Genomic DNA, 26,109 nt, shown 5'->3' on the forward strand with positions numbered 1-26,109 from the left:
CTCCTACAGGGGTTTGATGTACACCCTGTAGGAGCTGCCGCAAGCTGCGATCTTTTGCTTTGAAACCCATGGTAGAGTGCCCGGCCCCATTTCGGAGCCTGCCATGAGCCCTTTTATCCGCAGCTGCGCCGCCCTGTTGCTGACCCTCAGCTTGCCCTTGGCTGCCGCGCCCGCGCCCATGCACAGTCAATTCCTGCCGCCGGACGATCTCGCTCTGCGCGATGCCGACCCCGAACAGCAGCAACTGATGCAAGTCACCGATTATTCGGTGGTGGTCGGTGCCCAGCGTCAATCCAATCAACAGCCGATTCCGGTCACGTCACCTTTAATGATTCGTCTCAAGGGCAAATCCCTGAACAAGGGCGCCACCATCAGTCAGGTGCTGGTCAACTTCGATGGTGAAAGCAAAAGCCTGAAGAAGCCGGTCTACGACGATAAGAGCAAAACCCTGACCCTCTATTACCCGCTCGCTCAATACCGCGTGGTGATCGATTTGCTGCGCAATGACACGGTGTATTGCCAGTTTCTCAGCTACGCCAATGGGCATGTTTGGGCCGATCTGCACACCGGCAGCACTCGTCCGCGTTGAGCCCTGTGCCTGCGCGGGGGTAAACTGCCCGCCCCGTGTAATGTCTGCGAGCTGGAGTCGGCAATGCGTAAAGATAAAAAACAAGTGATTGGTGACGAGATCGGCGATGAGCAGATCAAATTGTTCCTCGATTTCGAGCCGGTCGACGCGACTTCCCCGTCCCTGCACAAACTGGTCAAGGCCTACCGTGGCCTGCGCATCGACGATTTCGAGCGTTTCCTGACGTTCTTCGTCGAAGCGGGTTACGACGTGAATGGCAAGGATGAGCACGGCAATGACTTCGTTGCGCTGATCAAGGATCAGCGCAATGCCGCCGAGTACATCGAGCTGATCAACAAGGCTCGCGGTTAAGATCTTTTAAAGGCACAAAAAAACGCCCCGCTCTCAATGAGGGCGGGGCGTTTTTTATGCAGCCGAATCAAGCGTAGCTTTCGGTCTCGCTGCTGGCTTCAATCAGTTCCAGAGCAACGTTGTTCTGCGAGTTGATCTTGCGATACAGCGCAGCGTCGGTTTCCAGAACCTTTTCCCGAGCCGGGAAGATTTCGGCCAGTTTGGTGGCCCATTCGCCCTTGGCTTTGCTCGGGAAGCATTTTTCGATCAGCTCAAGCATGATCGAAACGGTCACCGAGGCACCAGGCGAAGCGCCGAGCAGTGCCGCCAGGGAACCGTCCTTGGCCGCGACCAGTTCGGTACCGAATTGCAGGATGCCGCCTTTTTTCGGGTCTTTCTTGATGATCTGCACCCGTTGGCCGGCCACTTCCAGGCGCCAGTCTTCGGCTTTCGCTTGCGGGTAGAAGCGACGCAGGGATTCCAGGCGCTGCTCCATCGATTGCATCACTTCGCTGACCAGGTACTTGGTCAGGTCCATGTTGTTTTTCGCCACGGACAGCATCGGACCGATGTTGCCGGCGCGAACCGACATCGGCAGGTCCATGAAGGAACCGTGCTTGAGGAACTTGGTGGTGAAACCGGCGTACGGTCCGAACAGCAGGGATTTCTTGCCGTCGACCACACGGGTGTCCAGGTGCGGCACGGACATCGGTGGCGAGCCTACGGCAGCCTGGCTGTAGACCTTGGCCTGGTGGTGCTTGACCACTTCCGGGTTGTCGCAGCGCAGCCATTGGCCACTGATCGGGAAACCGCCGAAGCCTTTGCTCTCTTCGATGCCCGAAGCCTGCAGCAATGGCAATGCCGCGCCGCCAGCACCGAGGAAGACGAACTTGGCATCGACTTCACGGCTGTTGCCGCTGTTGACGTCCTTGATGCTGACGGTCCAGCCGCCGTTGCTGCGTTTGAGGCCGGTCACGCGCTTGCAGTACTTGACCTGGGCATCGGGGGCGCTGGTCAGGTGCTTGAGCAACTGATTGGTCAGGGCGCCGAAGTTGACGTCGGTGCCATTGATCACGCGGGTCGCGGCGAGGGTTTCGCCAGGATCGCGGCCAGGCATCATCAGAGGCATCCACTCGGCCATTTTGGCCTTGTCTTCGGTGTATTCCATGTCGGCGAAGGCGTGGTGCTTGCTCAGCACCTTGAAGCGTTCCTTGAGGAAGGACACGCCGCTGTCGCCCTGCACGAAACTCAGGTGTGGCACCGGGCTGATAAACGATTTGCACGAGCCGAACGTGCCTTTTTTGGTCAGGTACGACCAGAACTGCTTCGACACCTCGAACTGGGTGTTGATGTGCACGGCTTTCTTTATGTCGACGGCGCCATCGGCTGCCTGCGGCGTGTAGTTGAGCTCACACAGCCCGGCGTGACCGGTACCGGCGTTGTTCCACGGGTTGGAACTCTCCGCGGCACCGGAATCCATCAGCTCGACGACTTCCAGCTTGATCGCGGGGTCGAGCTCTTTGAGCAGTACTGCAAGGGTGGCACTCATGATGCCGGCCCCAACCAGTACTACGTCGACTGCTTCGTTATGCGCCATTTAACGCGTCTCCAAAATCTGCAGCACCAAATTGTCGGCATGGCTGCCAGGAGTGACGGGGCGTGTCAGTGTTGCCCCAGGTACCCATGGCAGGATCGCCATGTCCGAATCTTCGCAATTTATCGCAACTTCGACGGACGCTACCTGCCGTGCCTATGAGCCATATGAACTCATTTCAGCGCGCGGGAGGCAATTCGACTTATGGTCGATACATCCGTTTGTGCAACCAAATCCGTAGCGGACAGGCTTCAGGCTCCGGTGTTCGAGGAATACTCGGTCCTGTGTCGTTGGGCTGTTGTAGACGCTAATGGTGCATGTTCAGACGCAAAACTATTCATTTGCTCGCCACACTCTTGTGAAGTTGTGAAAACCCGTTTTTTTCACGCTCTTTTGAAGACGTGAACCTCAAAAAGGGCTGTCCCAGCCTGGCACCGTGCCCGGATGAAATTGCCGCCATGGGATGCAAGGCAGGCAAAACGGGCAGACAACTCAGTGACCGAGCGTAATGACAGCTCTGCAGATTCGCGAAAAGTGGAGGTTTTGCTCAACAAAACAGCAAGCGCGCCAGCTTCACTCGATCTGTGTGGGCGGCTCTCTGTGGGCGGTGCGGGGTGTCAATACAAGCGCATTGACGATGCTGCGAGGCCCGATCAGGAGACGTCCTTATAATCGGGGGGAGATTGTATCTAAGAAACGCAGGGAAATGGTCGTGTTTAATGACTTTTATTAGGTGTTTGGTCAGGTCGTCATCAGTTGCTGTGCTCGCGAGCGTGGCTGTTGCTGCTGCGAAACGACCCGGACGCCGGTAGGCAATGGTTGATTCAGCCAGTTCAGGCGGATCTCTTCGATTTCAACCCAGCCATCGCCCATGGGCTGGAGGCTGCACTGCTTGAAGGCCTGGCAGTGGCCGTTGCGGTCGAGCAGGGCGAAGCAGCGATGCAGTGGGCGTGGCGCGAACAGAGAGATCAGATGGCGCATGGTGAAGTACCGTGTGGGCGACTACTGACAAGATAGCCTGTAGGCCATTACATGCAAGTGTATGAGTGGTGACATCTGTGTGACAGGAACCGCATTGCCTGGGGGGTTGTCAGAGATTTCATCAAACACTGTGAGGTGCTGGTTCCCTGCAGTGGCGCACCGCTATACTGCCGGCCTGTTTGTGCCTGATTCTGGAGAGAAGAGCATGTTGCAACGCCTGTTGTTCGGTTTGATCACTGTGACCAGTTTGACCCTGGTTGGCTGCGCCCACAGCCCGCAACAACTGAGCCCGGAACCCAAGCTGACCGCCCAGTTGGCCCCGGTCGGCCATGGCCAGCCTGTCGTGGTGCGCGTAGTGGACGGTCGTCCGTCGCCGACGCTGGGTACCCGTGGCGGCCTGTATCCGGAGACCAGCGCGATCACCGTGCAGGGCGCGCAGATCCTGCCGAAGCTGCAGGCCCAGGCTGAAGCCGCCGTGCGTCTGTTGGGCTTTACCCCGACGAACAACGCCATGAATGCACCGCAACTGACCGTGACCCTGGCGGAGTTGAAGTACCAGTCGCCCAAGGAAGGCATGTACGTGACCGAAGCCACCATCGGCGCGACGTTCCGCTCCGATGTACAGAACGCCAACCGTCGCTACAGCGGCCGTTATGGTTCGTCCCTGGACCAGCGCTTCGGTATGGCGCCGAACCAGGAAACCAACACCAAGCTGGTCAGCGATGTGCTCAGTGATGCGTTGACCCGCCTGTTCAAGGACCCGACCGTGGGTCAGATTCTCGGCGAGTAATGCGAGCCCCTGTAGGAGCGAGCCTGCTCGCGATGGTCGTTAACGATTACGCGGGGAATCTGATACCCCGCGGTGTCTTCAAGTCCATCGCGAGCAGGCTCGCTCCCACAGGAGATCGGGGGTGTCAGGCCGCTTGCGAGTAAAAATCCAGCACACTCACACCCGTCAGCAAATCCGTTTCCGGCAAATCCGCATGTTGATGCCCGCCCAAGGCGCAATACACCAGCCAATGGCGATCCTGAACGTTGAAAGCGAGGCTGCCGACGAGGGCTTGCTGTTCGTCGCTGGGGCTGATGAGGTAAAGACGATCCTGGTTTTCGGCGTGGAGCATGACGTAGTCCCTGTCGGTTTCGAGGCGCGCATGGTCGCCGATACAGATGACGAAGCCGTGACGCAGGACAGCCATTGATCAATTACTTCGTTATTTGTCGGAAACAGAGGGCAGGCGCGCAGGCTTTCGGTAGAATCCGCGCCGCGGTCGCCGGTCCGGCACCTGCCACCTGTTTGACTTGAGGTTTGTGATGTCGCTGCACTTGATGACGCTGTTTACCGCCCATCCCGCCAAATTGATCAATCTGCTGGCCTTGCTCTTTGCCTTCCCGGGCGGCTGGCTGCTGCACGCCACCCGTCGCCGCGAACTGCGCGCGATGGCCAGTTTGCAGGTGCAGCGGCAGAGCAGCTCCAATGTAGAGCCCGCGCTGGACTGGGCGACCTTGCGCAAGAACCGGTTTTTCTACATCTTCGGTTTTGCCTGCATGGGGATGGCGCTGCTGGTTTCCTGGGTCAGTACTCAGGTCTAGAGCTTTATTGAAGCCAAAGATCTTGCAAAAAAAAACGGCGCTCGCAAGCGCCGTTTTTTGTATCTGGCCGAAACCGCTTACAGCGGCAACCCTGCCTTCACCCGGTACTGATTGCGCACCGGCGTCGCATATTGCAGCACCAGGAACGGACGATGCTCTTCAGGGCAGGCGTCCAGGCGGCGTTGCCATTCTTCCTGGGCCTTGGCGAGTTCCTCGGCCGGGAACACTTCGGCGGCTTTTGGCACCTGCAACTGCGTATCGGCGTCTTTCCACTGTGCGTACGCCAGGTAGTGCACCGGGAACAAGCGATAGCCGCTGAGGATTTGCTTGTCCATCTCGACCGCCAACTGCTTGGTGTCTTCGAACAGTTCGCTGATCGGCGCGGCAAAGTTCACATGCACCCGACCCTTGTAGCCGGTGATGCCCTTGGCAATGCTTACGTCATCCTCGCCGGGCACCTTGGTGTAGCTGCCGGTGGTGGCGCGGATGTAAAGCTCGCGGGCCTTGGCCTGATCGCAGGGGTCGTATTCGTAGCTGATCGACACCGGGGTCAGGTTCAGCGACTGGATGACCTCGCCGAACGGCTCGTCCTTGCGACTCATGTGGAACATCTTGAGGATCGCCGATTCGGTACGGTCGTCACCGTCCTTGGCGCGGCCCTCGGCCTGGGCAATCCAGATCGAGGCGCAATCGTTGCGGATCGAATGGTTGATGTACGCCGACAGCAATTGATAGGCCGCCATTTTCTCCCGGCGACCGCTGATCGAGCGGTGCACGATGAAGCTCTTGTTCAGGCGCATCAGGTCGCTGACGAAAGGCTTTTGCAGCAGGTTGTCGCCAATGGCGATGCGCGGGGTCGGCAGGCCGGCGTGGTACACGGCATAGTTGACGAAGGCCGGGTCCATCACGATATCGCGGTGGTTGGCGATAAACAGGTAGGCATTGCCGGACTTGAATTGCTCCACCCCGGTATAAGTGACACCGTCGGTGGCGCGCTCGATGGTGTGGTCGACGTAAACCTCGACTTTGTCCTGTAACGTGGCCACGGAGGTAATGCCGGCAAACTCACGGCGCAACCGATGGGCTATAAGAGGTTTGAGTGCCCAGCCTAAAGCGCCGGCGAAACGCGGGAAGCGGAAGTGGGTGAGGATATCTAGAAACGCCTTGTCGCCGAGCAGTCGTGCCAGCACTGCCGGGACTTCACTGTCGTCGTAAGGTCGGATGGCATCGAATTCGCCCATCATGCTCTCTTGTTAGAAACGGCTAGGGTAAGTAAAGGTTCTGATCGAAAACCGGCGGGGCACGGTCTGAAAAAGTAGCCAGACAAAAATAGCCCTGCAAATAGACCGGCGATTATACGCACAAGTCACCTGGGAGACCGCGATGCTGGAAACTGCGCAATATGAATGTCCGTATTGTGGTGAGGAAGTCGAGACCACCCTGGATCTGTCCGGCGGGGATCAGACGTATATTGAAGACTGTCAGGTGTGCTGCCGGCCGATAACCTTCGTGTTGCAGGTTCATGAAGAGGAATGGCATCTCGAAGTGTTCAGTGAAAACGACTGAGGGGCATGTATGCAACGCATCTACGATCCGGAGAACCTGATGGAAGGCGAATTGCTGCAAGGCATGCTCGCCAGCGAGGGCATCGAGGCGTATCTGGTGGGCCGTGATTTGCTCGGCGGCTCCGGGGAGTTGCCGATCTATGGCCTGCTCGGGTTGTCGGTCGAGAACGATCAGGCCGAATACGCCCGCGAGCTGATCACCGCGTACAATGCCGCGCTGCCGCTGTCCGGCGATGAACCGGACAGCTTTCCCGGCACGCTGGTCTGTTAGGCTGGCGTTCGTTTGATCAAGAGCCGTATTGCCCCATGTGTGGACGTTATGCCCTGTTTCGCTGGAACCCCGCCTTCGCGGCGCTGCCCGGTTTTCCCGCCGACCAGCAGGCGCAGTGGAACATTTCCCCCAATGATTCGGTGTTGATGCTGCGGGCCGGGCCTGACGGCCAGCGCACGCTGGCCCGTGCCCGCTGGGGGCTGACGCCACCCTGGCTGACCGATCTGTCCCGCACCCCGGCCCATGCCCGCGCCGAAACCGTTGCCGAACAGCCAATGTTTCGCCAGGCTTTGCGCGAGCGCCGCTGCCTGTTGCCGGCCAATGGTTTCTACGAATGGCGCGGCACAACGCGCAAGCGCCCGTACTGGCTGACACCGGGGGAGGGCTCGTCATTATTTTTTGCGGCGATCTGGGAGGCGTATCCGGTGCAAGAGCAGGTTTGGCTGAGTACCGCCGTGATTACCCAACCGGCGGCAAGCCAGCGGCGGCCGTTGATTCTGGATGAGGCGGGTCAGGCCGCGTGGCTGGATCCCGAGACGCCGTTGCATGTCTTGCAAGGATTGCTGGCCAGTGAGCCTGCCGCATTGCGCGAACGGGTCCTGGCCAACATGGTGAATGATCCGAAGCTCAATGGACCGGAGTGCCTCACTCCGGGTTGAGCTATTGGGTGGCTGAACCGGCCCCATCGCGAGCTTGCTCGCGATGGGGCCTTCGGATCAGACCCTGAACTGATTGATCAACCGCCGCTGCTGCTCGGCCAGCTTGGTCAAATCCGCACTGGCCGCGCTCGACTCATCGGCGCCGCCGGCCACTTCATTGGCCACCTGGCCGATGTTGATCACGTTGCGGTTGATGTCGTCCGCCACCGCACTTTGCTCTTCGGCCGCGCTGGCGATCTGGGTATTCATGTCGTTGATCACCGACACCGCCTGAGTGATGGTTTCCAGTGCTTCGGCGGCCTTGGCCGCGTGCTGTACGCTTTCGTCCGTACGGTTCTGGCTGTCTTCCATGACCCGCACCACATCCCGCGTGCCTTGCTGCAGTTGCTGGATCATGGTCTGGATTTCTTCGGTGGCCTTTTGCGTCTTCTGCGCCAGGTTGCGCACCTCGTCGGCCACTACCGCAAAACCTCGGCCCTGTTCACCGGCGCGGGCGGCTTCGATGGCTGCGTTCAGGGCCAGCAGGTTGGTCTGCTCGGCGATCCCGCGAATGGCGGTGAGGATGGCGTTGATGTTTTCGCTGTCCTTGGCCAGGGTTTGCACCACGCCCACGGCGCGGCCGATTTCCACGGCGAGGGCGCCAATCGAGTTCGAGGTGTCGCGCACGATCTGCATGCCCTGGCTGGCGGCCTGATCGGCATGGCTGGCGGCCTGTGCGGCCTTGGTCGCATTGCGCGCCACGTCCTGGGCGGTGGCTGTCATTTCCTGCACGGCGGTGGCCACCTGATCGATCTCGGCCATTTGTTTATGTACACCGGTGTTGGTGCGGATGGCGATGTCGGCGGTGTGTTCCGACGAATCGCTGACGCTCTGCACCGACGTCACCACCTGGGTGATCATCGCCTGCAACTTGGCCAGGAACGTGTTGAAACCTTTGGCGATCGAACCCAGTTCATCGGTGCGGTCGCTGGTCAGGCGCCGGGTCAGGTCACCTTCGCCCTGGGCGATATCGTCGAGCATGGCCACCATCTGCTTGAGCGGACGGGCGATGCCGTGGCCCACCAGCCAGATCACCAGCAAACCGATACCGGCAATCACCAGACCGACCATCGCCATGCCGAAGGTGTCGGATTTGCGCTGTGCGTTCAGGTCGGCCTGGAGTTTTTGCAGGTCGGCCATGACCGCATTGAGCGGCAGCTGCAGCATCAAGGTCCAGCGGGCGTCAGTCTGGCCGATGCCGAACGGCAGGTACAACTCGATCCGGCCTTGGGTCTTGTCGACGGAATAGGTGACTTCGCCGCGCTTGAGATTGGCCATGTTGGCGATCTGCTTGCTGTCGAGGATGTCGCTGACCTTCTCGCCGAATTTGCTCGGATCCTTGGTGTAAGCAACGATCCGGCCATTGCCGCCGATCAGGGCCATTTCCCCGGCGCCGCTGTAGAGTTTCTGGTTGGCGCCCAGGAGCATTTCCTGGATGAAGTTCACCGACAGGTCAGCGCCGACGATGCCCTGGAAGGCACCGTTGAGCATGATCGGTTCAATAAAGGAGGCGAGCATGACGATTTTGTCGCCCACCTTATAAGGCGCCGGATCGATCACGCAGGATTTTTTGGTTTCTTTTGAGCACAGGTAGTACTCGCTGGCGCGCACGCCGGTGGACAGGGTTTTCTGGTCGTCGACGTCCACCAGTTTGTCCAGGCCCAGGGTGCCATCGTCGTTGCGGAACCACCAGGGCAGGAAGCGCCCGTTGGCGGCGTCGATGCCGACTACCTGGGTGCCGACGTAGGCCGCATCGTTGTGATCCAGTGCGTCTTTCTCCCAACCGATATAGGTGCCGAGGATTTTCGGGTTCTTGACTACGTTTTCCTTGATCAGGCCGATCAATTGCTCGCGGCTGAGGCTCAGCGCAGGCTGGCCATTGGCACCCGGTGTGCCAATCAGGGCGTTGACCCGCACCAGTGCGCCGGCAATCAGCAGCGGTGCTTCGAGTTCACGCTGGATCTGGCTGACCTGGGTTTGCGCCAGGGACGTCAGGCGTTGTTCGATGACTTGCTCGAATTGTGCCTGGGTCCGTTCCTGGACCATGTCTTGCGTCCGGGCGCCGGAAAACAGCGCGTACACCACCAGCGCTACCACGACACTAAGGACAATGGCGCCGGCAAGGGCCGCCACGGAAAACTGGATCGATTTGAATTTCATGGTGGCTCCGCACGCGAAAGGACGTCTGCCCAGGTGTATCGGCAGGGTGTCGGGCGGGCATGAGCGCGGGCAGTTGAAATGACTGTTTTCGGGTGTTGGATGTCGTAATTGAATCAATGCGCGGCGGGATGGACTGCGGGTTGTCGGCGTATGTGAATTGTTTTCTACGGCGATGAGAGCTTTGTCCGAATTGTGCGTCTTACGTCCATTGTATCTGGCGTCGACACATTTCCACGCCTAGGATACGCGGCATGTTTTCAGGGAATTTTTTGATGAACAAGATTTTGGTTGTCAGTGCACTGAGCGCAGCGCTGCTGCTCACCGGTTGTCAGTCGGTCAATACCACCAGCGGCGGTGCCGTGGGCATTGAGCGCAAGCAGTACATGTTCAGCATGTTGTCCTCGCAAGAGGTCGACCAGATGTACGCCCAGTCCTATCAGAAGACAGTGGGCGAAGCGTCCAGCAAAGGTGTGCTGGACAAGACCAGCAATGAAGCCCGGCGGGTTCAGGCGATTGCCGACCGGCTGATTGCCCAGGCACCGAACTTCCGTCCGGACGCGGCCCAATGGAAGTGGGAAGTCAACCTGATCAAGAGCGATGAACTCAACGCCAACTGCGGTCCTGGCGGCAAGATCATCTTTTACACCGGGCTGATCGACAGCCTGCACCTGACCGACGATGAAATCGCCGCGATCATGGGCCATGAAATCGCCCACGCCTTGCGCGAGCACGGTCGTGAAGCGATGTCCAAGGCTTACGGCATCGAAATGGCGAAGCAGGGCGCCGGTGCCTTGTTGGGGTTGGGGCAGGACACCATGGCCCTGGCCGATACCGTGGCCAACTACGGCATGACCTTGCCTAACAGCCGCGCCAATGAAAACGAAGCGGACCTGATCGGCCTGGAACTGGCGGCCCGTGCTGGCTACAACCCGAATGCCGCAATCACCCTGTGGAACAAGATGAGCAAGGTCTCGGAAGGTGCGCCACCGGAGTTCATGAGTACTCACCCGGCGTCGTCGAGTCGTATTGCGGCGTTGCAGGCGGCGATTCCGAAAGTCATGCCTTTGTATGAGCAGGCCAAGAAGTCCTGATGTCTATGCGGTGAGGCCGCTACCGCCATCGCGAGCAAGCTCGCTCCCACATTGGTTTTGTGCTCGACGCCGAACCCTGTGGGAGCGAGCTTGCTCCGGGCGGCGTTCCGACGATGAACGATAACTCGGTCTATCGACCTAAACCGTCAAACCCACCCGCTACTCTGCATCGCCTTGTACACCGCGACAATCGCCAGGATGAAGAACGCCGACGCCGCCAGTCGACGGATCAGGGTCAAGGGCAATTTGTCTGCGGCAAAGTTGCCCGCCAGTACCACCGGTACGTTGGCAATCAGCATGCCAAGGGTGGTGCCGATGATCACCAGCCAAAGCTCTGGATACTGGGCCGCGAGCATCACGGTAGCGATCTGAGTCTTGTCGCCGATTTCCGCCAGGAAGAACGCGATCAGCGTAGTCAGGAATGGCCCGAACTTGCGGGCGGTGCTGGCTTCGTCGTCATCCATCTTGTCCGGGACCAGGGTCCACAGTGCGGTCGCGGCGAAGCTCGCGGCGAGGATCCAGTGCAGCATCGTATCCGAGAAGAAACTGCCGACCCAGGCGCCTATCGCACCGGCTGCAGCGTGGTTGGCCAGGGTCGCGGCGACGATGCCGGCGATGATCGGCCAGGGCTTGCGGAAGCGGGCAGCGAGAATGAGCGCGAGCAGTTGCGTCTTGTCGCCGATTTCGGCCAAGGCAACGATTGCGGTAGGTACGAGTAGTGAATCCAGCATCAGGGGTTTTCCTAAGGGGCGGGTCGACACGGCTATGACACGTACAGCCTTCCCGCCCCGGGTAAGGTGTTCGTGTCATAGGTCTTGTCAAACCCTGCGATCCATCTGATGTGGATGCTTGGGTCGCATGCGCCATGATCTTTTGACCAAGTATGTTGACGCATGCCGGACGAGCGTGGCGCTCGTGGGAGACTACTCCCCTAGGACGGAGCGGATTCTGCCTAGGCAAAATCCATTCGGCAAGCCTTCTTTTTCAAAAAAAGCCTTAGCTGCGTTTGGCCCGGTAGATGCGAAAACCCTGGCCTTCTGCCTTGATCGTGCAGGTGCCCAGGTGCTCTTCGATCAGTGGCTGGTACTTCAGGAAGCTGTTCGCCACCAAGCGCAGTTCGCCACCGTTTTTCAGGTGTTTGGCTGCTTTTCGCAGCAAGTTCTCAGTTGCGAAGTAATCGGTATGGACGCCGACATGGAACGGCGGATTACTGAGGATCGCATTCAAGCCCATGGGGGCGGCATCGATGCCGTCACCGGTAATCACCTCGGCTTCCAGACCATTGGCCGCCAGGGTCAGGCGACTGCTGGCAGCGGCAAAGGCATCCACATCCAGCAATGTGACCTGGTTGTGCGGGTAACGACGTTTCACCGCCGCGCCCAGAACCCCTGCGCCGCAACCGAAATCGAGCAAGTGACCGCTGGGCAGTTTGTCCAGATGCTCCAGCAGCAGCGCGCTGCCGCGATCCAGACGACCGTGGCTGAACACACCCGGCAGGCTGATGACTTTCAACGGGCCTTCGGCCAGTGGCAGTTCATAGGTCTGCGCCAGGCTTTCCAGCGGTTTGGCTTCAGGCGCGTTGGCCACGGTGACCAGCCAGAGCTGGCAGTGCCGCGCGCTGTCGAGCTTGCGTGGCTTGCCGAACGGGTTGAGTTGTTTGGCGGCACCCTCGATGCCGCTTTTTTTCTCGCCGACCAAATACAGCTCGCGGCCGGCCAGCCGCGAGGCGAGGACGTTGAGGATGTAGTCGGTCAGGTCCTTGGCCTTGGGCAAAAACACCACGGCGGTATCGAACGCGCGCTCAGGCGCATTCACACCAAAATGGCTGCGCTCGGCAAAGCGGGCGTCCAGCGCGGCCTGATCGCCGGCGTGCCAGCACCAGCCGTGAGCGTCGGGCAGACGGCCCAGCAAGTCGTCGGCGGGCAAACCGGCCAGCAACACCGACCCCTGGAATAACTCGGCCTGACGAAGCAGTACTTCACTGCGCGGATCCATAACTGCTCCCGTGAAAAAAAGTGCCGCAGTTTATCAACTGACGACCCGCAGCGCCTTACCGCTGAAGTATCCCAGTGCGTTTTCGGTCACTTGGCCAACGATTCGCTGGCGCGCTTCGCGGCTGCCCCAGGCGTTGTGCGGGGTGACGATCAGGCGCGGAATATCGTGGGCCAGCAGCGGATTGCCATTAATGGGTGGCTCGACGCTCAGCACGTCCGTGGCGGCGCCACCCAGATGCCCGTTGCGCAGGGCGTCGGCCAGTGCCTGTTCGTCGATCAGACCACCGCGTGCGGTGTTGACCACAAATGCACCGGGCTTCATCGAGGCCAGTTCACGGGCACCGATGAAGTGGCGGGTATGTTCGTTGAGTGGGCAGTGCAAGGTCAGGGCATCGACCTGTGGCAACAGTTCATCCAACGGCAAGCGGTCCGGCCGGGCGGGGCGTCCGGGAATTTGCCCCAGCAGAACGCGCATGCCGAAGGCTTCGGCCAGCCGTGCGACTGCGCCGCCCAATTCGCCGTGGCCCAGCAGTCCAAGGGTTTTGCTTTCGAGTTCGACAATCGGGTAATCCAGCAAACAGAACTGTTTGGCCTGCTGCCAGCGGCCTGCGCCGACGGCTTTTTGATAATCGGCCAGACGCGTGGCCAGGTTGAGCAGCAGCATGATCGTGTGCTGCGCCACCGACGGTGTGCCGTAACCCTGGCAGTTGCACACGGTGATGCCGTGGGCGCGGGCGGCGGCGAGGTCGACATTGTTGGTGCCGGTGGCGGTGATCAGGATCAGCTTGAGATCAGGGCTGGCGGCCATGGCGGCGGCATCGATGACAATTTTGTTGCTGATGGCAACGGTTGCGCCCTTGAGGTGTTCGATGACTTGATCGGGCAAGGTCTGGGCGAACAGCTGCAATACGCTGAAACAACTGCGCAGCGGATTGAGGTCAAGGTCGCCGAGGTCCAGGGACGGATGGTCGAGAAAAACGGCGCGGCGAGTGTTCGTCATCAACTGTACCTTTTGTGCAATAAACTGAAGGCGTAATCTGCCGAGCCTACCAGATGAAATAAATCATTACGCTTGGCCTGAAGGAGCCCCCATGTACTGGACAGAGTTCTTGACCGTTGCCCTGATTCACCTGCTGGCCGTGGCCAGCCCCGGCCCGGACTTTGCCGTGGTGGTGCGTGAGAGTGTTACCCACGGTCGCCGCGCGGGCACCTGGACCGCGCTGGGTGTGGGGACGGCGATTTTCCTGCACGTGGGTTATTCGCTGTTGGGTATCGGCCTGATCGTGTCCCAGTCGATCGTGCTGTTCAATGCCTTGAAATGGGCCGCCGCCGCTTACCTGCTGTACATCGGTTACAAGGCACTGCGCGCGCAACCGGCCAAGCCTGTGGCGGATGATCTGCACAAGGAAGCCGGCGAGCGCACGCCCCGGGGTGCCTTCACCTCAGGTTTCGTCACCAACGGTCTCAACCCGAAAGCCACGCTGTTCTTCCTCTCGCTGTTCACCGTGGTCATCAATCCGCAAACGCCACTTGCCGTGCAGGCCGGTTACGGGGTTTACCTGGCGGTGGCGACGGCAACCTGGTTCTGCCTGGTGGCGATGCTGTTCAGCCAGCAGCGCGTGCGCGCCGGTTTTGCGCGCATGGGTCACTGGTTCGACCGGACCATGGGCGCGGTGCTGATTGCGATTGGCGTGAAGCTGGCTTTTACCGAGATGCATTGATTTCGTAGGAGCTGCCGCAGGCTGCGATCTTTTGATCTTCAACATTATTGGAATCGCCAAAAGATCGCAGCCTGCGGCAGCTCCTGCACCGGGTCCAACCGCAATCACCAAACTTCTGTGAAGGCTGGCGCAACGCCAGTATTCATGCGGCTCTGCAAATCATTCCTTTGGCTGATTTGGCTGACGATCAAGGGCACTACAGTGCGTACTTTCAGTCACGACCGTGCAGTCAGAAAAAGGGATTCTTATGTTGCAGACTCGCGTTATCCCCCCGGCCGAAGGCGCTTACCAGTACCCGCTGTTGATCAAGCGGCTGCTGATGTCTGGTGCCCGTTATGAGAAAACCCGCGAGATCATCTACCGCGACAAGTTGCGCTACAGCTACCCGACCCTGATCGAACGGGTGGCCCGACTGGCCAACGTGCTGACAGCGGCCGGGGTCAAGCCCGGGGATGCCGTGGGTGTGATGGACTGGGACAGCCATCGTTACCTGGAATGCATGTTCGCCATCCCGATGATCGGTGCGGTGATCCATACCATCAACGTGCGCCTGTCGCCGGAACAGATCCTCTACACCATGAACCACGCCGAGGACCGCTTCGTGCTGGTCAACAGCGAGTTCGTCGGTCTCTACAAGGCCATCGAAGGGCATCTGACGACGGTCGACAAAACCCTGTTGCTGACTGACCTGCCGGAAAAAACCGCGGACCTGCCGAACCTCGTCGGCGAATACGAACAACTGCTGGCCGCGGCGAGCCCGCAGTACGACTTCGAGGATTTCGACGAAAACTCGGTCGCGACCACGTTCTATACCACCGGCACCACCGGTAACCCCAAGGGCGTGTACTTCACCCATCGGCAATTGGTGCTGCACACCATGGGCGTGTCGACCATCATGGGCGCGATCGATAGCGTGCGCCTGTTGGGCACCAACGACGTGTACATGCCGATCACCCCGATGTTCCACGTCCACGCCTGGGGCTTGCCGTATGTGGCGACCATGCTCGGGCTCAAGCAGGTGTATCCCGGCCGCTATGACCCGGAATACCTGGTGGAATTGTGGCGCAAGGAGAAGGTCACGTTCTCCCATTGCGTGCCGACCATCCTGCAGATGGTCCTCAATGCCAAGGCCGCACAGAATGTCGACTTCGGCGGCTGGAAAATCGTCATCGGCGGCAGCGCCCTGAACCGTACGTTGTACGAGGCGGCCAAAGCCAAGGGCATTCAGTTGACCGCTGCGTACGGCATGTCGGAAACCGGGCCGCTGGTGTCGTGTGCGCACCTCAACGACGAATTGATGGCCGGCACTGAAGACGAACGCACCACTTACCGGATCAAGGCCGGCGTGCCAGGGCCGCTGGTGGAGGCGGCGATCGTCGACACCGAGGGCAACTTCCTGCCCGCTGACGGCGAGACTCAGGGTGAACTGGTGCTGCGTGCACCGTGGCTCACCGAGGGTTATTTCAATGAACCCCAGAAGGGCGCCGAGCTCTGGGCCGGCGGCTGGCTGCACACTGGCGACGTGGCGACCCTGGACAGCATGGGCGTGATCGACATTCGTGACCGGATCAAGGACGTGATCAAGACCGGTGGCGAGTGGATTTCCTCCCTGGACCTCGAAGACCTGATCAGCCGTCATGCGGCGGTACGTGAAGTAGCAGTAGTGGGGATCCCCGATCCGCAGTGGGGCGAGCGGCCGTTTGCCCTGCTGGTGCTCCGTGAGGGGTACGCAATCGGAGCCCGGGAACTCAAGGAGCACCTCAAGCCGTTTGTGGAGCTGGGGCACTTGAGCAAGTGGGCGATTCCGAGCCAGATCGCCCTTGTTACTGAAATTCCCAAGACCAGCGTCGGCAAACTCGACAAGAAGCGCATACGTGTCGACATCACCGAATGGCAAGCCACCAACAGCACCTTCCTCTCGACGCTTTAAGCGCCTCCTGGCGTGCCCGAAAGGGCACGCCAGCCCCACCAAGCAAGCGCTTGGCTTGTCAAATCGAATTTTTCAGCCATCCTTGCCGTGCCGACGGGTGTCGGACTGGCGAAAGGACTGTTCCAGAGTGGCTGGCAACTGCAAATCACACTTTAGAGGGATCAAGCACTACTACCTGCTGGCTATAGTCCGTTCAAGGATTTTTAAGAACGGAGCAACCGCACGAACCGGGGCGATGCAACTTTGGAATGACTTTGGGATGCCATGGCTCCCGGTTATCCACAGCGTTTTTAGAAGTGCTCATTGCCATAAAAATAAAATGCACATGGAGTAGCGTCGATGACATCAGTAAACCAGTTCTGGCGCCGGGCGAAACTGCCCCTGGCTGTCAGTCTTGCCTCTACGCTCGCCGGGCCAGCATTCGGCGTCAGTTTCAACGTAGGTGAAATCGAAGGTCAGTTCGACTCATCCCTGTCGATTGGTGCCAGCTGGTCTACTCAGCAGCCGAACAAGAACCTCATCGGTGTCAACAACGGCGGCAAGGGTTTGTCCCAGACCTCTGATGACGGTCACCTGAACTTCAAGAGCGGGGAAACCTTCTCGAAGATCTTCAAGGGCATCCATGACCTTGAACTGAAATACGGCGATACCGGTGTTTTCGTCCGTGGCAAATACTGGTACGACTTTGAACTGAAAGACGAAAGTCGTCCGTTCAAGGACATCAGCGACGACGGTCGCAAGGAAGGCGCCAAGTCCGCTGGCACTCAACTCCTCGACGCCTTCGTCTACCACAACTACTCCATTGCCGATCAGCCAGGCTCCGTGCGTCTGGGCAAGCAGGTCGTGAGCTGGGGTGAAAGTACCTTCATCGGTGGTGGCATCAACTCGATCAACCCGATCGACGTGTCTGCATTCCGCCGTCCGGGTGCCGAGATCAAGGAAGGCCTGATCCCGGTCAACATGTTCTATGTGTCCCAGAGCCTGACCGAAAACCTCTCGGCCGAAGCGTTCTATCAAATTGAATGGGACCAGACCGTCGTCGACAACTGCGGCACGTTTTTCTCCCAGCCAGACATCGTTGCCGACGGCTGCGACAACAACCTGCGCGTGCTGAACAAGCGCTCGCAAATTCCGGCCGTTGCCCTGGGGCCTTTGGCCGCCAACGGCGTCGACGTCAACGAAGAGGGTGTCCTGGTGCGTCGTGGCCCCGATCGTGATGCCCGCGACAGCGGTCAGTGGGGTGCGTCCTTCAAGTACATGTTCGATCCGCTGGACACCGAGTTCGGCGCCTACTTCATGAATTACCACAGCCGTGCGCCGATCTTCAGCGCCACCGGTGCGCCTCAGTCGGTCTACAACACTGCAGCGGGACTTCCAGGCCCGTTCGCGGCACTCGGGCCACTGCTGGTGGCAGGTAATTCGCAATACTTCATCGAATACCCCGAGGACATTCGCCTGTATGGCTTGAGCTTCTCCACCACCCTGCCTACCGGTACGGCGTGGAGCGGTGAGATCAGCTACCGTCCGAACGCTCCGGTGCAGCTCAACTCCACCGACATCCTGTTCTCCGGTGTACGTCCTTTGGGCAATAACAACCCGAACAATCCGTTGACCAATGCATCGCTGCTTACCGGCGTGCCGGGTCAAGACCTGCACGGGTATCGTCGCAAGGAAGTCACCCAGTTCCAGACTACCCTGACGCACTTCTTCGATCAGGTCATGGGCGCCAGCCGTCTGACCCTGGTGGGTGAGGTGGGCGTGACCCACGTTGGCGGCCTGGAAAGCACTTCCGACGTTCGTTATGGCCGCGATCCGGTCTACGGCCCGGGTGAGTTGCCAGCCTCTGGCGCGCTCGATACCTGCGTGGCGCTCAACACCAGCACCATCAACGGTGCCGGCCCGGGTACGCCAACCAACAACCGCAGCCGCAACTGCACCAACGAAGGCTTCACCACCCCGACTTCGTGGGGCTACCGCGGTCGCGCCATCTGGGAATACAACGACGTGTTTGCCGGCGTGAACCTCAAGCCGAACGTTGCCTGGTCCCATGACGTGAGCGGTTACTCCCCTGGCCCTGGCGGCAACTTCGAGGAAGGCCGCAAGGCGGTGAGCCTGGGTGTCGACGCCGAGTACCAGAACACCTACACCGCGAGCCTGGCTTACACCAACTTCTTCGACGGCAAGTACACCACCGTGGATGACCGCGACTTCGTTGCGCTCAGCCTCGGCGTGAACTTCTAAGCACAGTATTTTCAGGACGAACGCATAAATGAAAATAACAAAGAGTCTGTTCCACGCCGGTGTTCTGGGTCTTTCGCTGCTGGCGACCAGCGTCATCGCAGCGGTTCCTCAGGCCGAGGCCGACAAACTGGGCAAGAGCCTGACCCCGATGGGCGCCGAAATGGCAGGTAACGCCGACGGTTCGATCCCGGCCTGGAAACCGTTGCCGAAGAACGCCGGCAGCGTCGACAGCAAAGGCTTCCTGTCCGATCCGTACCCGGGTGAAAAACCGCTGTTCACCATCACGGCGCAGAACGTCGACCAATACAAGGAAAAGCTCGCCCCGGGCCAGTACGCGATGTTCAAGCGCTACCCGGAAACCTTCAAGATGCCGGTGTATCCGTCCCACCGCGGTGCCACTGTGCCGGATGACGTGTTCGCCGCCATCAAGCGCAACGCCACCAACACCAATCTGGTGTCTGGCGGTAACGGTCTGGAGAACTTTGAAACCGCCATTCCGTTCCCGATTCCGAAAAGCGGCGTGGAAGTCATCTGGAACCACATCACCCGTTATCGCGGCGGTAGCGTGACCCGCCTGGTGACACAGGCCACACCACAGCCGAACGGTTCGTTCAGCCTGGTGTACTTCCAGGACCAGTTCGTGTTCCGCGACAAGATGAAGGATTACGACCCGAAAAATCCGGGCAACATCCTGTTCTACTTCAAGCAGAAAGTGACCGCGCCGGCACGTCTGGCCGGTGGTGTGCTGCTGGTTCACGAAACCCTCGATCAGGTCAAGGAGCCGCGCTCGGCGTGGGTTTACAACGCCGGTCAGCGTCGTGTGCGCCGTGCACCGCAAGTGTCCTATGACGGCCCGGGTACTGCAGCCGACGGCCTGCGTACTTCCGACAACCTGGACATGTTCAATGGTGCACCGGATCGTTACGACTGGAAGCTCGAAGGCAAGAAAGAGATGTACATCGGCTCCGATGCCTACAAGCTCGACGATCCGAAGCTCAAGTACGCCGACATCATCAAGGCCGGTCACATCAACCAGGACCTGGCTCGTTACGAGTTGCGCCGTGTGTGGCATGTGGTTGCAACCCTGAAGGAAGGCCAGCGTCATATCTACGCCAAGCGTGACTTCTACATTGACGAAGACACCTGGCAAGCAGCGGTCATCGACCATTACGACGGTCGCGGTCAACTGTGGCGCGTCGCCGAGGCCCACGCCGAGAACTACTACGACAAGCAAGTGCCGTGGTATGCCCTCGAAGCCTTGTATGACCTGCAATCGGGACGTTACCTGGCGCTGGGCATGAAGAACGAAGAGAAGTCGGCTTATGACTTCGGCTTCACTGCCACCACCAGCGACTTCACCCCGGCCGCCTTGCGTCAGGATGGTGTTCGCTAAGGTGAACTGAGTAGAGGCCGCACCCTCTGAAAACGCCCCGACTGGTTCGGGGCGTTTTTTTTGTTTGTAGACTTTTTGTAGCCATTTGTAGCAACTACCTTCATTCCCTATCCGTTTACGGCTAGTCTGCGGACATCTGCAACGCCGCCACCCGCAATTCAAACAAGAGCCGGCTATGACTGATTTGTCTACATCCCCAGGTTCTGCAAACATCGCCGTCGCGACACTCGACGGGCGCTTCTTCCGCCCGCCGTTGCCCGACGGCCATGTGCTGCGTCCACGTTTGTGCGAACGACTGAGTGCCGGGCTCGGCGGCAGGTTATTGCTGGTCAGCGCACCGGCAGGGTTCGGCAAGAGTTCGTTGGCGGTGGAGTTTTGTCAGGGGTTGCCGGCGCATTGGCAAAGTCTCTGGCTGGGGTTGAGCCCGCGCGACAGTGACCCGGGGCGTTTTCTCGAGCGCCTGCTGGAAGGTCTTCAGGACTATTTCCCGCATCTGGGCAGGCAATCCCTCGGGCTGTTGAAAATGCGCCAGCGCCATCAGCCGTTCGCGTTCGAAGAGTGGCTGGACGGCCTGCTTGACGAACTGGCCGTGCACCTGTCTACAGCGACGCCATTACTGCTGGTGCTGGATGATTACCATCTGGCCCAAGGGCCGGTGCTGGACCGCTGCCTGCAGTTTTTCCTCAATCATCTTCCCGATGGCTTGCTGGTGATGGTCACCAGTCGCCAACGTCCCGACTGGCATCTGGCGCGGCTGCGGCTGTCACGGCAACTACTTGAGTTGCATGAACAGGATCTGCGCCTGACCCACGACGAAGCCTTGAGCCTGCTTGATCGCCACAGCAGTTCCTTGCGTGGCGAAGCGCTGGAAAACCTGATCCAGCGCAGCGAAGGCTGGGTCGCGGGGTTGCGCTTCTGGCTGCTGGCCGCCTCCGAGGCAGGCACCGATGGCGCGCTGCCGCAATCGTTGCACGGTGGGGAAGGGCTGATCCGCGATTATCTGCTCGAAGAAGTCATCGATTGCCTGCCTGCCGAGGTCCAGTCGTTCCTCTACGACACGGCACCCCAGGAACGATTTTGCAGCGAACTGTGCGACGCCGTTCGCGACGCCCATGACAGCGGGGAGATCCTGCGCTTCCTGCTTGCCCACCAGGTGTTCCTGGTGCCACTGGACGAGCATGGCCATTGGTATCGTTACCACCACCTGTTTTCCGATCTGTTGCGCACACGGCCTGCTTCCCAGTCGATGGTGCCGGCCGCCAGCCTGCACTTGCGTGCCTGCCGCTGGTTCAATGCCCAGGGATTGCTCGATGAGGCCGTGGAGCAGGCCTTGCGTGCCGGTCACCTGGACGTCGCGGCGAACCTGGTGCAGAACCTCTCCGAAGAGCAACTGCTGGCCGAGCAGAACGTCGGCATGTTGCTGCGCTGGAAAATGGACTTGCCTGACAGCTTGCTGATCAGCACGCCGCGACTGATTGTGCTCTATAGCTGGGCGCTGGGGATGGCTTGCCAGCTGGATGCCGCCGAGGAACTGGCCAGCCATTTGAGCCGTTTCCTGCCTGCGCCGTCGGCCACCGCCCAGAAGTCCATGCTCGCTCAATGGCTGGCGTTGAGCGGCATCATTGCCCGTGGGCGCGGCAACCGCGAACTGACGCTGCAGTACTGCCGCGAAGCGTTGGACAGTCTTCCGTCCAAGCGTTACGGCCAGCGCCTGATGTGCCTCTCGACCCTGTCCAACCTGGCCATTGCCGACGGTGATTTGTGGCGGGCGCGGGGGCTGAACCGCGAATCGCTGGAGCTGGCGCAACGGGTCGGCAACCCGTTGTTCGAAGCGCTGGCGCACTACGACCGCGCCCGGGTTCTGCAAGCGCGCGGAGAAATCTGTCGGGCGCTGGAGGAGGTCCGTCAGGGGATGCAACGCCTGCAGAGCTTGTCTGCGCAGCGGCTGTATGCAGTTCGAGCCCGGCTGACCTTGTATGAAGGCTTTCTGCTGGCCCTGCGCATGCAGCCGCAGGCGGCGCGGCTGCGATTGCAGGCCGGTTTGAGCGAGGCGCGCGCCTGTCGTGACATCAGCGTGCTGATCGGCCATTGTGTGATTGCCAGGCTGGAAGGCAGCAGCGGCGAGTTCGCCAAAGCCTTTGCCGAACTTGCTGAAGCTGAACGGCTCATGCACATCTGGGACGTGCCACCCATCTACTACCTGGCCATGATCACCCTGGTCAAATGTGAACTCTGGCTGGTCCAGGGGCGCACCGATCTGGCCGAAGCCTGGCTGTCGCGCCTGGGGCAGACCTATAACGGCGAAAACGGGGCGGCACCACCGGAATTCCACCCGCAATTGCCGCTGCATATCGAATTGCAACAAGCCTTGCTCGACGTCATCCAGGGCCAACCGATGCTGGCCGAAGGGCGTTTGAATGCGCTGCTCGAACATGGCCAGCAAAGCGGCCGGCAGATGCTCAGTGCCATGGCGTTGACCCAGAAAGTGGCGTTATTGCTGGGCAGCGGAAGGGAGCCGGAAGCCCGCAAGGCACTGGCTCAGGCGCTGGATGCTGCTGGCGGAGGGGCGCTGCAACCCTTTGAGGGCCTGCTGGCCGAGCATCCGGACTGGTTGCGCGGGCAGCTTCAACAGTGTCCGCCAACCCCTGTTTCCCTGAGCCTCAGTGAAAAGCTGCCGGCATTGACTGCCCGCCCCGGACCGGAATCCTGCGCGGCTGCGGAGCAGCTCAGCACGCGGGAATTGGCGGTCCTGCGATTGATCGCCCAGGGCTGTTCGAACCAGGAAATCAGCGATCAGCTGTTTATTTCCTTACACACGGTCAAGACCCACGCCAGCCACATCAACAGCAAACTCGGGGTCGAGCGGCGCACGCAGGCCGTGGCGCGGGCCAAGGAATTGGGGGTGCTGGGTTAAGGATTTTTCACGTTACACATCGCGGCCATTGGCTGGATACTCAATTGTGCGAAAATCGCTCGTCCCCGTTTATCGAGCAGGCCCCGATGTCCCAGCAACCCACCCTCATCCGCGAAACCTTCCCCGTCGGTCCTTTGCAGTGCAACTGCACGATCATCGGCGATCCGGTGACGAAAAAGGCCATCGTCGTCGATCCGGGTGGCAATCATGAACTGATCCTGGCGCGTCTCGATGCCCTGGGGCTGAAAGTGGTCAGCATCATTCACACCCATGCGCACCTCGATCATTTCCTGGCTTCCGGTCAACTCAAGGAGAAAACCGGCGCGACGCTGCATCTGCACAAGGAAGACCAGTTTCTGTGGGACAACCTGGAAATGCAGTGCCAGATGTTCGGCGTTCCTTATACCCCGGTGCCGTCCCCGGATCGCTGGCTGGCCGATGATGAAGAACTGGCCTGCGGATGTGGCGTGGCGCTGCACACGCCGGGTCATACGCCAGGCTCCATGAGCTTCTGGTTTTCCGAGGCCAAGTTGCTGATTGCCGGTGATACGCTGTTTCGTCGCGGCGTCGGGCGCACGGATTTGTGGGGGGGCGACCAGGCCACCATCGTGCGTTCGATAAAGCAGCGTTTGTACACCCTCGACGAAGAGGCGACGGTGGTGACCGGGCATGGTCCGGATACCCGTCTGGGCGACGAAATGCGCGAGAACCCCTTTGTTCGGGGCTGATTTGTAACATTCGGAATTTTTACCCATTAACATGATCCAACGCCCGCAAAGGCTGATGCCTTGGCCCGTTGCACCACAGAATGCAAAAAAGTAGGAGCTTTACATGTTCACCACGCGTCGTTTGATTATTGTCGCTACGGCTGTGGCCGTTTTGTCCGGTTGCGCCTCGCCTAACCCTTACGGTGGTCAAGGCCAGGCCCAGGGCCAGGCGGATAGCGGCTCCGAAGGCATGAGCAAGACCGCGAAATACGGTGGCCTCGGCGCTCTGGCCGGTGCGCTGGCCGGTGCTGCGATCAACCACGATAACCGTGGCAAGGGTGCACTGATCGGTGCTGCGGTGGTCGGTGCTTCTGCCGCCGGCTACGGCTACTACGCCGATCAACAAGAGAAAAAGCTGCGCGCCAGCATGGCCAACACCGGTGTTGAAGTGCAGCGCCAGGGCGACCAGATCAAGCTGATCATGCCGGGCAACATCACGTTCGCTACCGATTCGGCGAATATTGCCCCAGGTTTCTATCAGCCGCTGAACAACCTGGCGGGCTCGCTGAAAGAGTTCAACCAGAACCAGATCGAGATCGTCGGCTATACCGACAGCACCGGCAGTCGCCAGCACAACATGGACCTGTCCCAACGTCGTGCCCAGAGCGTGGCAACCTACCTGACCTCGCAAGGTGTCAGCGGTGCCAACCTGAGCGCTCGCGGTGCCGGCCCGGATGGCCCGGTTGCCAGCAACGCTGACGTCAATGGCCGTGCGCAGAACCGCCGTGTCGAGGTTAACCTCAAGGCGATTCCGGGCCAGCAGTATGGTGCCCAGCAACAAGGTCAGGTTCAGCAGTACCCTTGATCGTCTGATTGAACCCCAGGCGTAAAAAGGCCCGCCCGATCCTCTACAGATCGGGCGGTTTTTTTTGTCGTCAGTTCCGGCCCCATCGTCGGAACGCCGCCTGGAGCAAGCTCGCTCCCACAGGGTTCTGGGTCGACCTCGGAAACTGTGGGAGCGGGCTTGCCCGCGAAGAGGCCAGTGTGGGCAGCAGAGATACAGGATCAGAAACAAAAAAGCCCCCGGACAATTACCTGTCCGGGGGCTTTTGCGTGCGGGCCTGCTTACTTCTTCAGGCCGTAATGCTCATCGAGCATGCCCGGCGCGTTCGGGGCTTTCGGTGCGTAGTCGCGAGGCGGTTCCTGATTGCGTGGCGGCGTCAGGCGCTCCCGTGGAGCCTGAGCTGCATCGGCGTGCAGGGAGGCCAGCAGGCGTTGGCGAGTCTGTTCGTCCAGGGCCAGGCGGTTGGCGCCCTCGGCGAGATGGTCCTGCACTTCCTGATAGCTCTGAGTCAGTTTCTTGACCAGTGTCGCGGTGCTGTTGAAGTGGGTCACCACCTCGTTCTGATAACTGTCGAAACGTTCCTGAATATCGTCCAGCTGACGCTGCGTGCGGCTCGGCGCGGCGTTCGGTGCAACGCGGGCGATCAGGAACCCAATGGCGACACCCACAACCAGGGCAAGAGTCGGTAACAACCAAACTAAGAGCGAGTGTTCCACGAGTCCTTCCTCTATAAACGGCTTTGCTTTACGTTAACGGCTCGAACCTGCGCTGTATACCGCGATTCACTCGCAATAGACAGCCACAGACAATTTGCTAGACGAGTCGACCCGATTCGAGGTCACGGAGTTCCTTCCTTGCTTATGCGTGAAACCCCTGTAGTGATTGATGGCCCTGTTGGCCAACTGGAAGCTCTTTATCTGGATAATGAGCAGCCTCGCGGCCTGGCACTGATCTGCCATCCGAATCCGGTGCAGGGCGGCACCATGCTCAACAAAGTGGTCTCGACCCTGCAGCGCACTGCGCGCGATGCAGGCTTGATCACCCTGCGCTTCAACTACCGTGGCGTCGGCGCCAGCGAAGGCTCCCACGACATGGGCACCGGTGAAGTCGATGATGCCCAGGCTGTCGCCGAATGGTTTCGCGCCAGACACCCGCAATTGCCGCTGACCCTGTTCGGTTTCTCCTTCGGCGGTTTTGTTGCCGCGAGTCTCGGCGGACGCCTTGAGGCCAAGGGTGAGCAGGTCGAGCACCTGTTCATGGTCGCGCCGGCAGTCATGCGTCTCGGCGCTCAGGACCCACTGCCACAGCAGGGCGAACTGACCCTGATCCAGCCGGAAACCGATGAAGTGATCGATCCGCAGCTGGTTTACGAATGGTCCGACAAGCTCGAACGCCCCCATGAGCTGCTGAAAGTGGCAGAATGCGGACACTTTTTTCATGGCAAGCTGACCGATCTCAAGGATCTGATCCTGCCGCGTCTCTCGAATTGATTGCAG

The 26,109-nt window shown here is 59.9% G+C and carries 25 protein-coding genes, 1 pseudogene and 1 riboswitch; of the genes and pseudogenes, 16 read left to right on the plus strand and 10 right to left on the minus strand.

Annotated elements, in window-relative coordinates:
• The first annotated feature begins 103 nt into the window (after positions 1-103).
• Both AC1DXW_RS24730 and AC1DXW_RS24735 read left to right on the plus strand, forming a co-directional pair.
• Positions 104-589 carry a hypothetical protein gene (locus AC1DXW_RS24730; RefSeq protein WP_477760567.1) on the plus strand — a complete coding sequence of 162 codons (486 nt, stop codon included), beginning with the start codon at positions 104-106 and terminating at the stop codon, positions 587-589.
• A gap of 63 nt (positions 590-652) precedes the next feature.
• Positions 653-940 (plus strand): PA4642 family protein, encoded by a 288-nt coding sequence (locus AC1DXW_RS24735; RefSeq protein WP_218426680.1) that lies wholly within the window; start codon positions 653-655, stop codon positions 938-940.
• 67 nt (positions 941-1,007) lie between these two features.
• Here the strand turns inward: AC1DXW_RS24735 and mqo are convergent, their stop codons facing one another.
• Positions 1,008-2,516, minus strand: coding sequence for a malate dehydrogenase (quinone) (mqo, locus tag AC1DXW_RS24740; protein ID WP_477756265.1), 1,509 nt, complete (start codon positions 2,514-2,516; stop codon positions 1,008-1,010).
• 738 nt (positions 2,517-3,254) lie between these two features.
• Positions 3,255-3,494 carry a hypothetical protein gene (locus tag AC1DXW_RS24745; RefSeq protein ID WP_477756266.1) on the minus strand — a complete coding sequence of 80 codons (240 nt, stop codon included), beginning with the start codon at positions 3,492-3,494 and terminating at the stop codon, positions 3,255-3,257.
• Between the two features lie 205 nt (positions 3,495-3,699).
• Here AC1DXW_RS24745 and AC1DXW_RS24750 point away from each other — a divergent pair, with 205 nt between their 5' ends.
• Positions 3,700-4,284, plus strand: coding sequence for a YajG family lipoprotein (locus AC1DXW_RS24750; protein ID WP_007973847.1), 585 nt, complete (start codon positions 3,700-3,702; stop codon positions 4,282-4,284).
• A gap of 124 nt (positions 4,285-4,408) precedes the next feature.
• Here the strand turns inward: AC1DXW_RS24750 and AC1DXW_RS24755 are convergent, their stop codons facing one another.
• Positions 4,409-4,615 carry a hypothetical protein gene (locus AC1DXW_RS24755; protein ID WP_085613384.1) on the minus strand — a complete coding sequence of 69 codons (207 nt, stop codon included), beginning with the start codon at positions 4,613-4,615 and terminating at the stop codon, positions 4,409-4,411.
• A 190-nt stretch (positions 4,616-4,805) separates the two neighbouring features.
• Here AC1DXW_RS24755 and AC1DXW_RS24760 point away from each other — a divergent pair, with 190 nt between their 5' ends.
• On the plus strand, positions 4,806-5,084 hold the full coding sequence (locus AC1DXW_RS24760) for a hypothetical protein (protein ID WP_477755326.1): 279 nt from the start codon (positions 4,806-4,808) through the stop codon (positions 5,082-5,084).
• Positions 5,085-5,161: 77 nt separating this feature from the next.
• Here AC1DXW_RS24760 and AC1DXW_RS24765 read toward each other — a convergent pair whose 3' ends face one another.
• On the minus strand, positions 5,162-6,328 hold the full coding sequence (locus AC1DXW_RS24765; protein WP_477755327.1) for a 1-acyl-sn-glycerol-3-phosphate acyltransferase: 1,167 nt from the start codon (positions 6,326-6,328) through the stop codon (positions 5,162-5,164).
• A 139-nt stretch (positions 6,329-6,467) separates the two neighbouring features.
• Between AC1DXW_RS24765 and AC1DXW_RS24770 the strand changes: the two genes are divergently transcribed.
• The 3 genes from AC1DXW_RS24770 to AC1DXW_RS24780 are packed head-to-tail and all read left to right on the plus strand — an operon-like array spanning position 6,468 to position 7,579.
• Positions 6,468-6,650 carry a CPXCG motif-containing cysteine-rich protein gene (locus AC1DXW_RS24770; protein WP_218426687.1) on the plus strand — a complete coding sequence of 61 codons (183 nt, stop codon included), beginning with the start codon at positions 6,468-6,470 and terminating at the stop codon, positions 6,648-6,650.
• A gap of 9 nt (positions 6,651-6,659) precedes the next feature.
• Positions 6,660-6,920, plus strand: a complete 261-nt coding sequence (locus AC1DXW_RS24775) for a putative signal transducing protein (protein WP_477755328.1) — start codon at positions 6,660-6,662, stop codon at positions 6,918-6,920.
• A gap of 35 nt (positions 6,921-6,955) precedes the next feature.
• The gene (locus AC1DXW_RS24780; RefSeq protein ID WP_108214888.1) at positions 6,956-7,579 is read left to right on the plus strand and encodes an SOS response-associated peptidase; all 624 of its coding nucleotides are present in this window, start codon (positions 6,956-6,958) and stop codon (positions 7,577-7,579) included.
• A gap of 57 nt (positions 7,580-7,636) precedes the next feature.
• Here the strand turns inward: AC1DXW_RS24780 and AC1DXW_RS24785 are convergent, their stop codons facing one another.
• Positions 7,637-8,479: a methyl-accepting chemotaxis protein gene (locus AC1DXW_RS24785; protein WP_477760573.1), complete on the minus strand. Its 843-nt coding sequence runs from the start codon at positions 8,477-8,479 to the stop codon at positions 7,637-7,639.
• Between the two features lie 12 nt (positions 8,480-8,491).
• Positions 8,492-9,778 (minus strand): annotated as a pseudogene (locus AC1DXW_RS24790) (methyl-accepting chemotaxis protein); the annotation flags it as partial.
• Between the two features lie 272 nt (positions 9,779-10,050).
• Between AC1DXW_RS24790 and AC1DXW_RS24795 the strand changes: the two are divergent.
• Positions 10,051-10,869 (plus strand): M48 family metallopeptidase, encoded by an 819-nt coding sequence (locus tag AC1DXW_RS24795; RefSeq protein ID WP_477755329.1) that lies wholly within the window; start codon positions 10,051-10,053, stop codon positions 10,867-10,869.
• 146 nt (positions 10,870-11,015) lie between these two features.
• On the opposite strand, the gene AC1DXW_RS24800 is transcribed toward AC1DXW_RS24795, so the two are convergent.
• The 3 genes from AC1DXW_RS24800 to AC1DXW_RS24810 all read right to left on the minus strand — a co-directional run bounded on the left by AC1DXW_RS24800 (position 11,016) and on the right by AC1DXW_RS24810 (position 13,863).
• Positions 11,016-11,600 (minus strand): TMEM165/GDT1 family protein, encoded by a 585-nt coding sequence (locus AC1DXW_RS24800; RefSeq protein ID WP_223461170.1) that lies wholly within the window; start codon positions 11,598-11,600, stop codon positions 11,016-11,018.
• An 89-nt stretch (positions 11,601-11,689) separates the two neighbouring features.
• Positions 11,690-11,814: riboswitch (yybP-ykoY riboswitch) on the minus strand.
• A 51-nt stretch (positions 11,815-11,865) separates the two neighbouring features.
• Positions 11,866-12,864 carry a methyltransferase gene (locus AC1DXW_RS24805; protein WP_477755330.1) on the minus strand — a complete coding sequence of 333 codons (999 nt, stop codon included), beginning with the start codon at positions 12,862-12,864 and terminating at the stop codon, positions 11,866-11,868.
• Positions 12,865-12,897: 33 nt separating this feature from the next.
• Positions 12,898-13,863, minus strand: coding sequence for a 2-hydroxyacid dehydrogenase (locus tag AC1DXW_RS24810; protein WP_477755331.1), 966 nt, complete (start codon positions 13,861-13,863; stop codon positions 12,898-12,900).
• A gap of 91 nt (positions 13,864-13,954) precedes the next feature.
• Here AC1DXW_RS24810 and AC1DXW_RS24815 point away from each other — a divergent pair, with 91 nt between their 5' ends.
• The 7 genes from AC1DXW_RS24815 to AC1DXW_RS24845 all read left to right on the plus strand — a co-directional run bounded on the left by AC1DXW_RS24815 (position 13,955) and on the right by AC1DXW_RS24845 (position 24,634).
• Positions 13,955-14,584 carry a LysE family translocator gene (locus AC1DXW_RS24815; protein WP_477755332.1) on the plus strand — a complete coding sequence of 210 codons (630 nt, stop codon included), beginning with the start codon at positions 13,955-13,957 and terminating at the stop codon, positions 14,582-14,584.
• A 247-nt stretch (positions 14,585-14,831) separates the two neighbouring features.
• A complete protein-coding gene (locus AC1DXW_RS24820) occupies positions 14,832-16,514 on the plus strand; it encodes a fatty acid--CoA ligase (RefSeq protein WP_477756220.1) in 1,683 nt (560 codons plus the stop codon).
• 339 nt (positions 16,515-16,853) lie between these two features.
• A complete protein-coding gene (locus AC1DXW_RS24825) occupies positions 16,854-18,755 on the plus strand; it encodes a DUF1302 domain-containing protein (RefSeq protein WP_477756219.1) in 1,902 nt (633 codons plus the stop codon).
• 28 nt (positions 18,756-18,783) lie between these two features.
• Positions 18,784-20,148 (plus strand): DUF1329 domain-containing protein, encoded by a 1,365-nt coding sequence (locus AC1DXW_RS24830; protein WP_477760568.1) that lies wholly within the window; start codon positions 18,784-18,786, stop codon positions 20,146-20,148.
• A gap of 175 nt (positions 20,149-20,323) precedes the next feature.
• Positions 20,324-23,062 carry a winged helix-turn-helix domain-containing protein gene (locus AC1DXW_RS24835; protein WP_477760569.1) on the plus strand — a complete coding sequence of 913 codons (2,739 nt, stop codon included), beginning with the start codon at positions 20,324-20,326 and terminating at the stop codon, positions 23,060-23,062.
• 86 nt (positions 23,063-23,148) lie between these two features.
• Positions 23,149-23,790, plus strand: a complete 642-nt coding sequence (locus AC1DXW_RS24840; protein ID WP_108215462.1) for an MBL fold metallo-hydrolase — start codon at positions 23,149-23,151, stop codon at positions 23,788-23,790.
• Between the two features lie 103 nt (positions 23,791-23,893).
• On the plus strand, positions 23,894-24,634 hold the full coding sequence (locus tag AC1DXW_RS24845; protein WP_477755992.1) for a YiaD family glycine zipper/OmpA-like lipoprotein: 741 nt from the start codon (positions 23,894-23,896) through the stop codon (positions 24,632-24,634).
• A gap of 260 nt (positions 24,635-24,894) precedes the next feature.
• Here the strand turns inward: AC1DXW_RS24845 and AC1DXW_RS24850 are convergent, their stop codons facing one another.
• On the minus strand, positions 24,895-25,329 hold the full coding sequence (locus AC1DXW_RS24850) for a Z-ring associated ZapG family protein (protein WP_007989833.1): 435 nt from the start codon (positions 25,327-25,329) through the stop codon (positions 24,895-24,897).
• Positions 25,330-25,473: 144 nt separating this feature from the next.
• Between AC1DXW_RS24850 and AC1DXW_RS24855 the strand changes: the two genes are divergently transcribed.
• On the plus strand, positions 25,474-26,103 hold the full coding sequence (locus AC1DXW_RS24855) for an alpha/beta hydrolase (protein ID WP_477760570.1): 630 nt from the start codon (positions 25,474-25,476) through the stop codon (positions 26,101-26,103).
• Positions 26,104-26,109: the final 6 nt, after the last annotated feature.

The sequence above is a fragment of the Pseudomonas sp. P4_C4 genome (genome assembly GCF_056402055.1).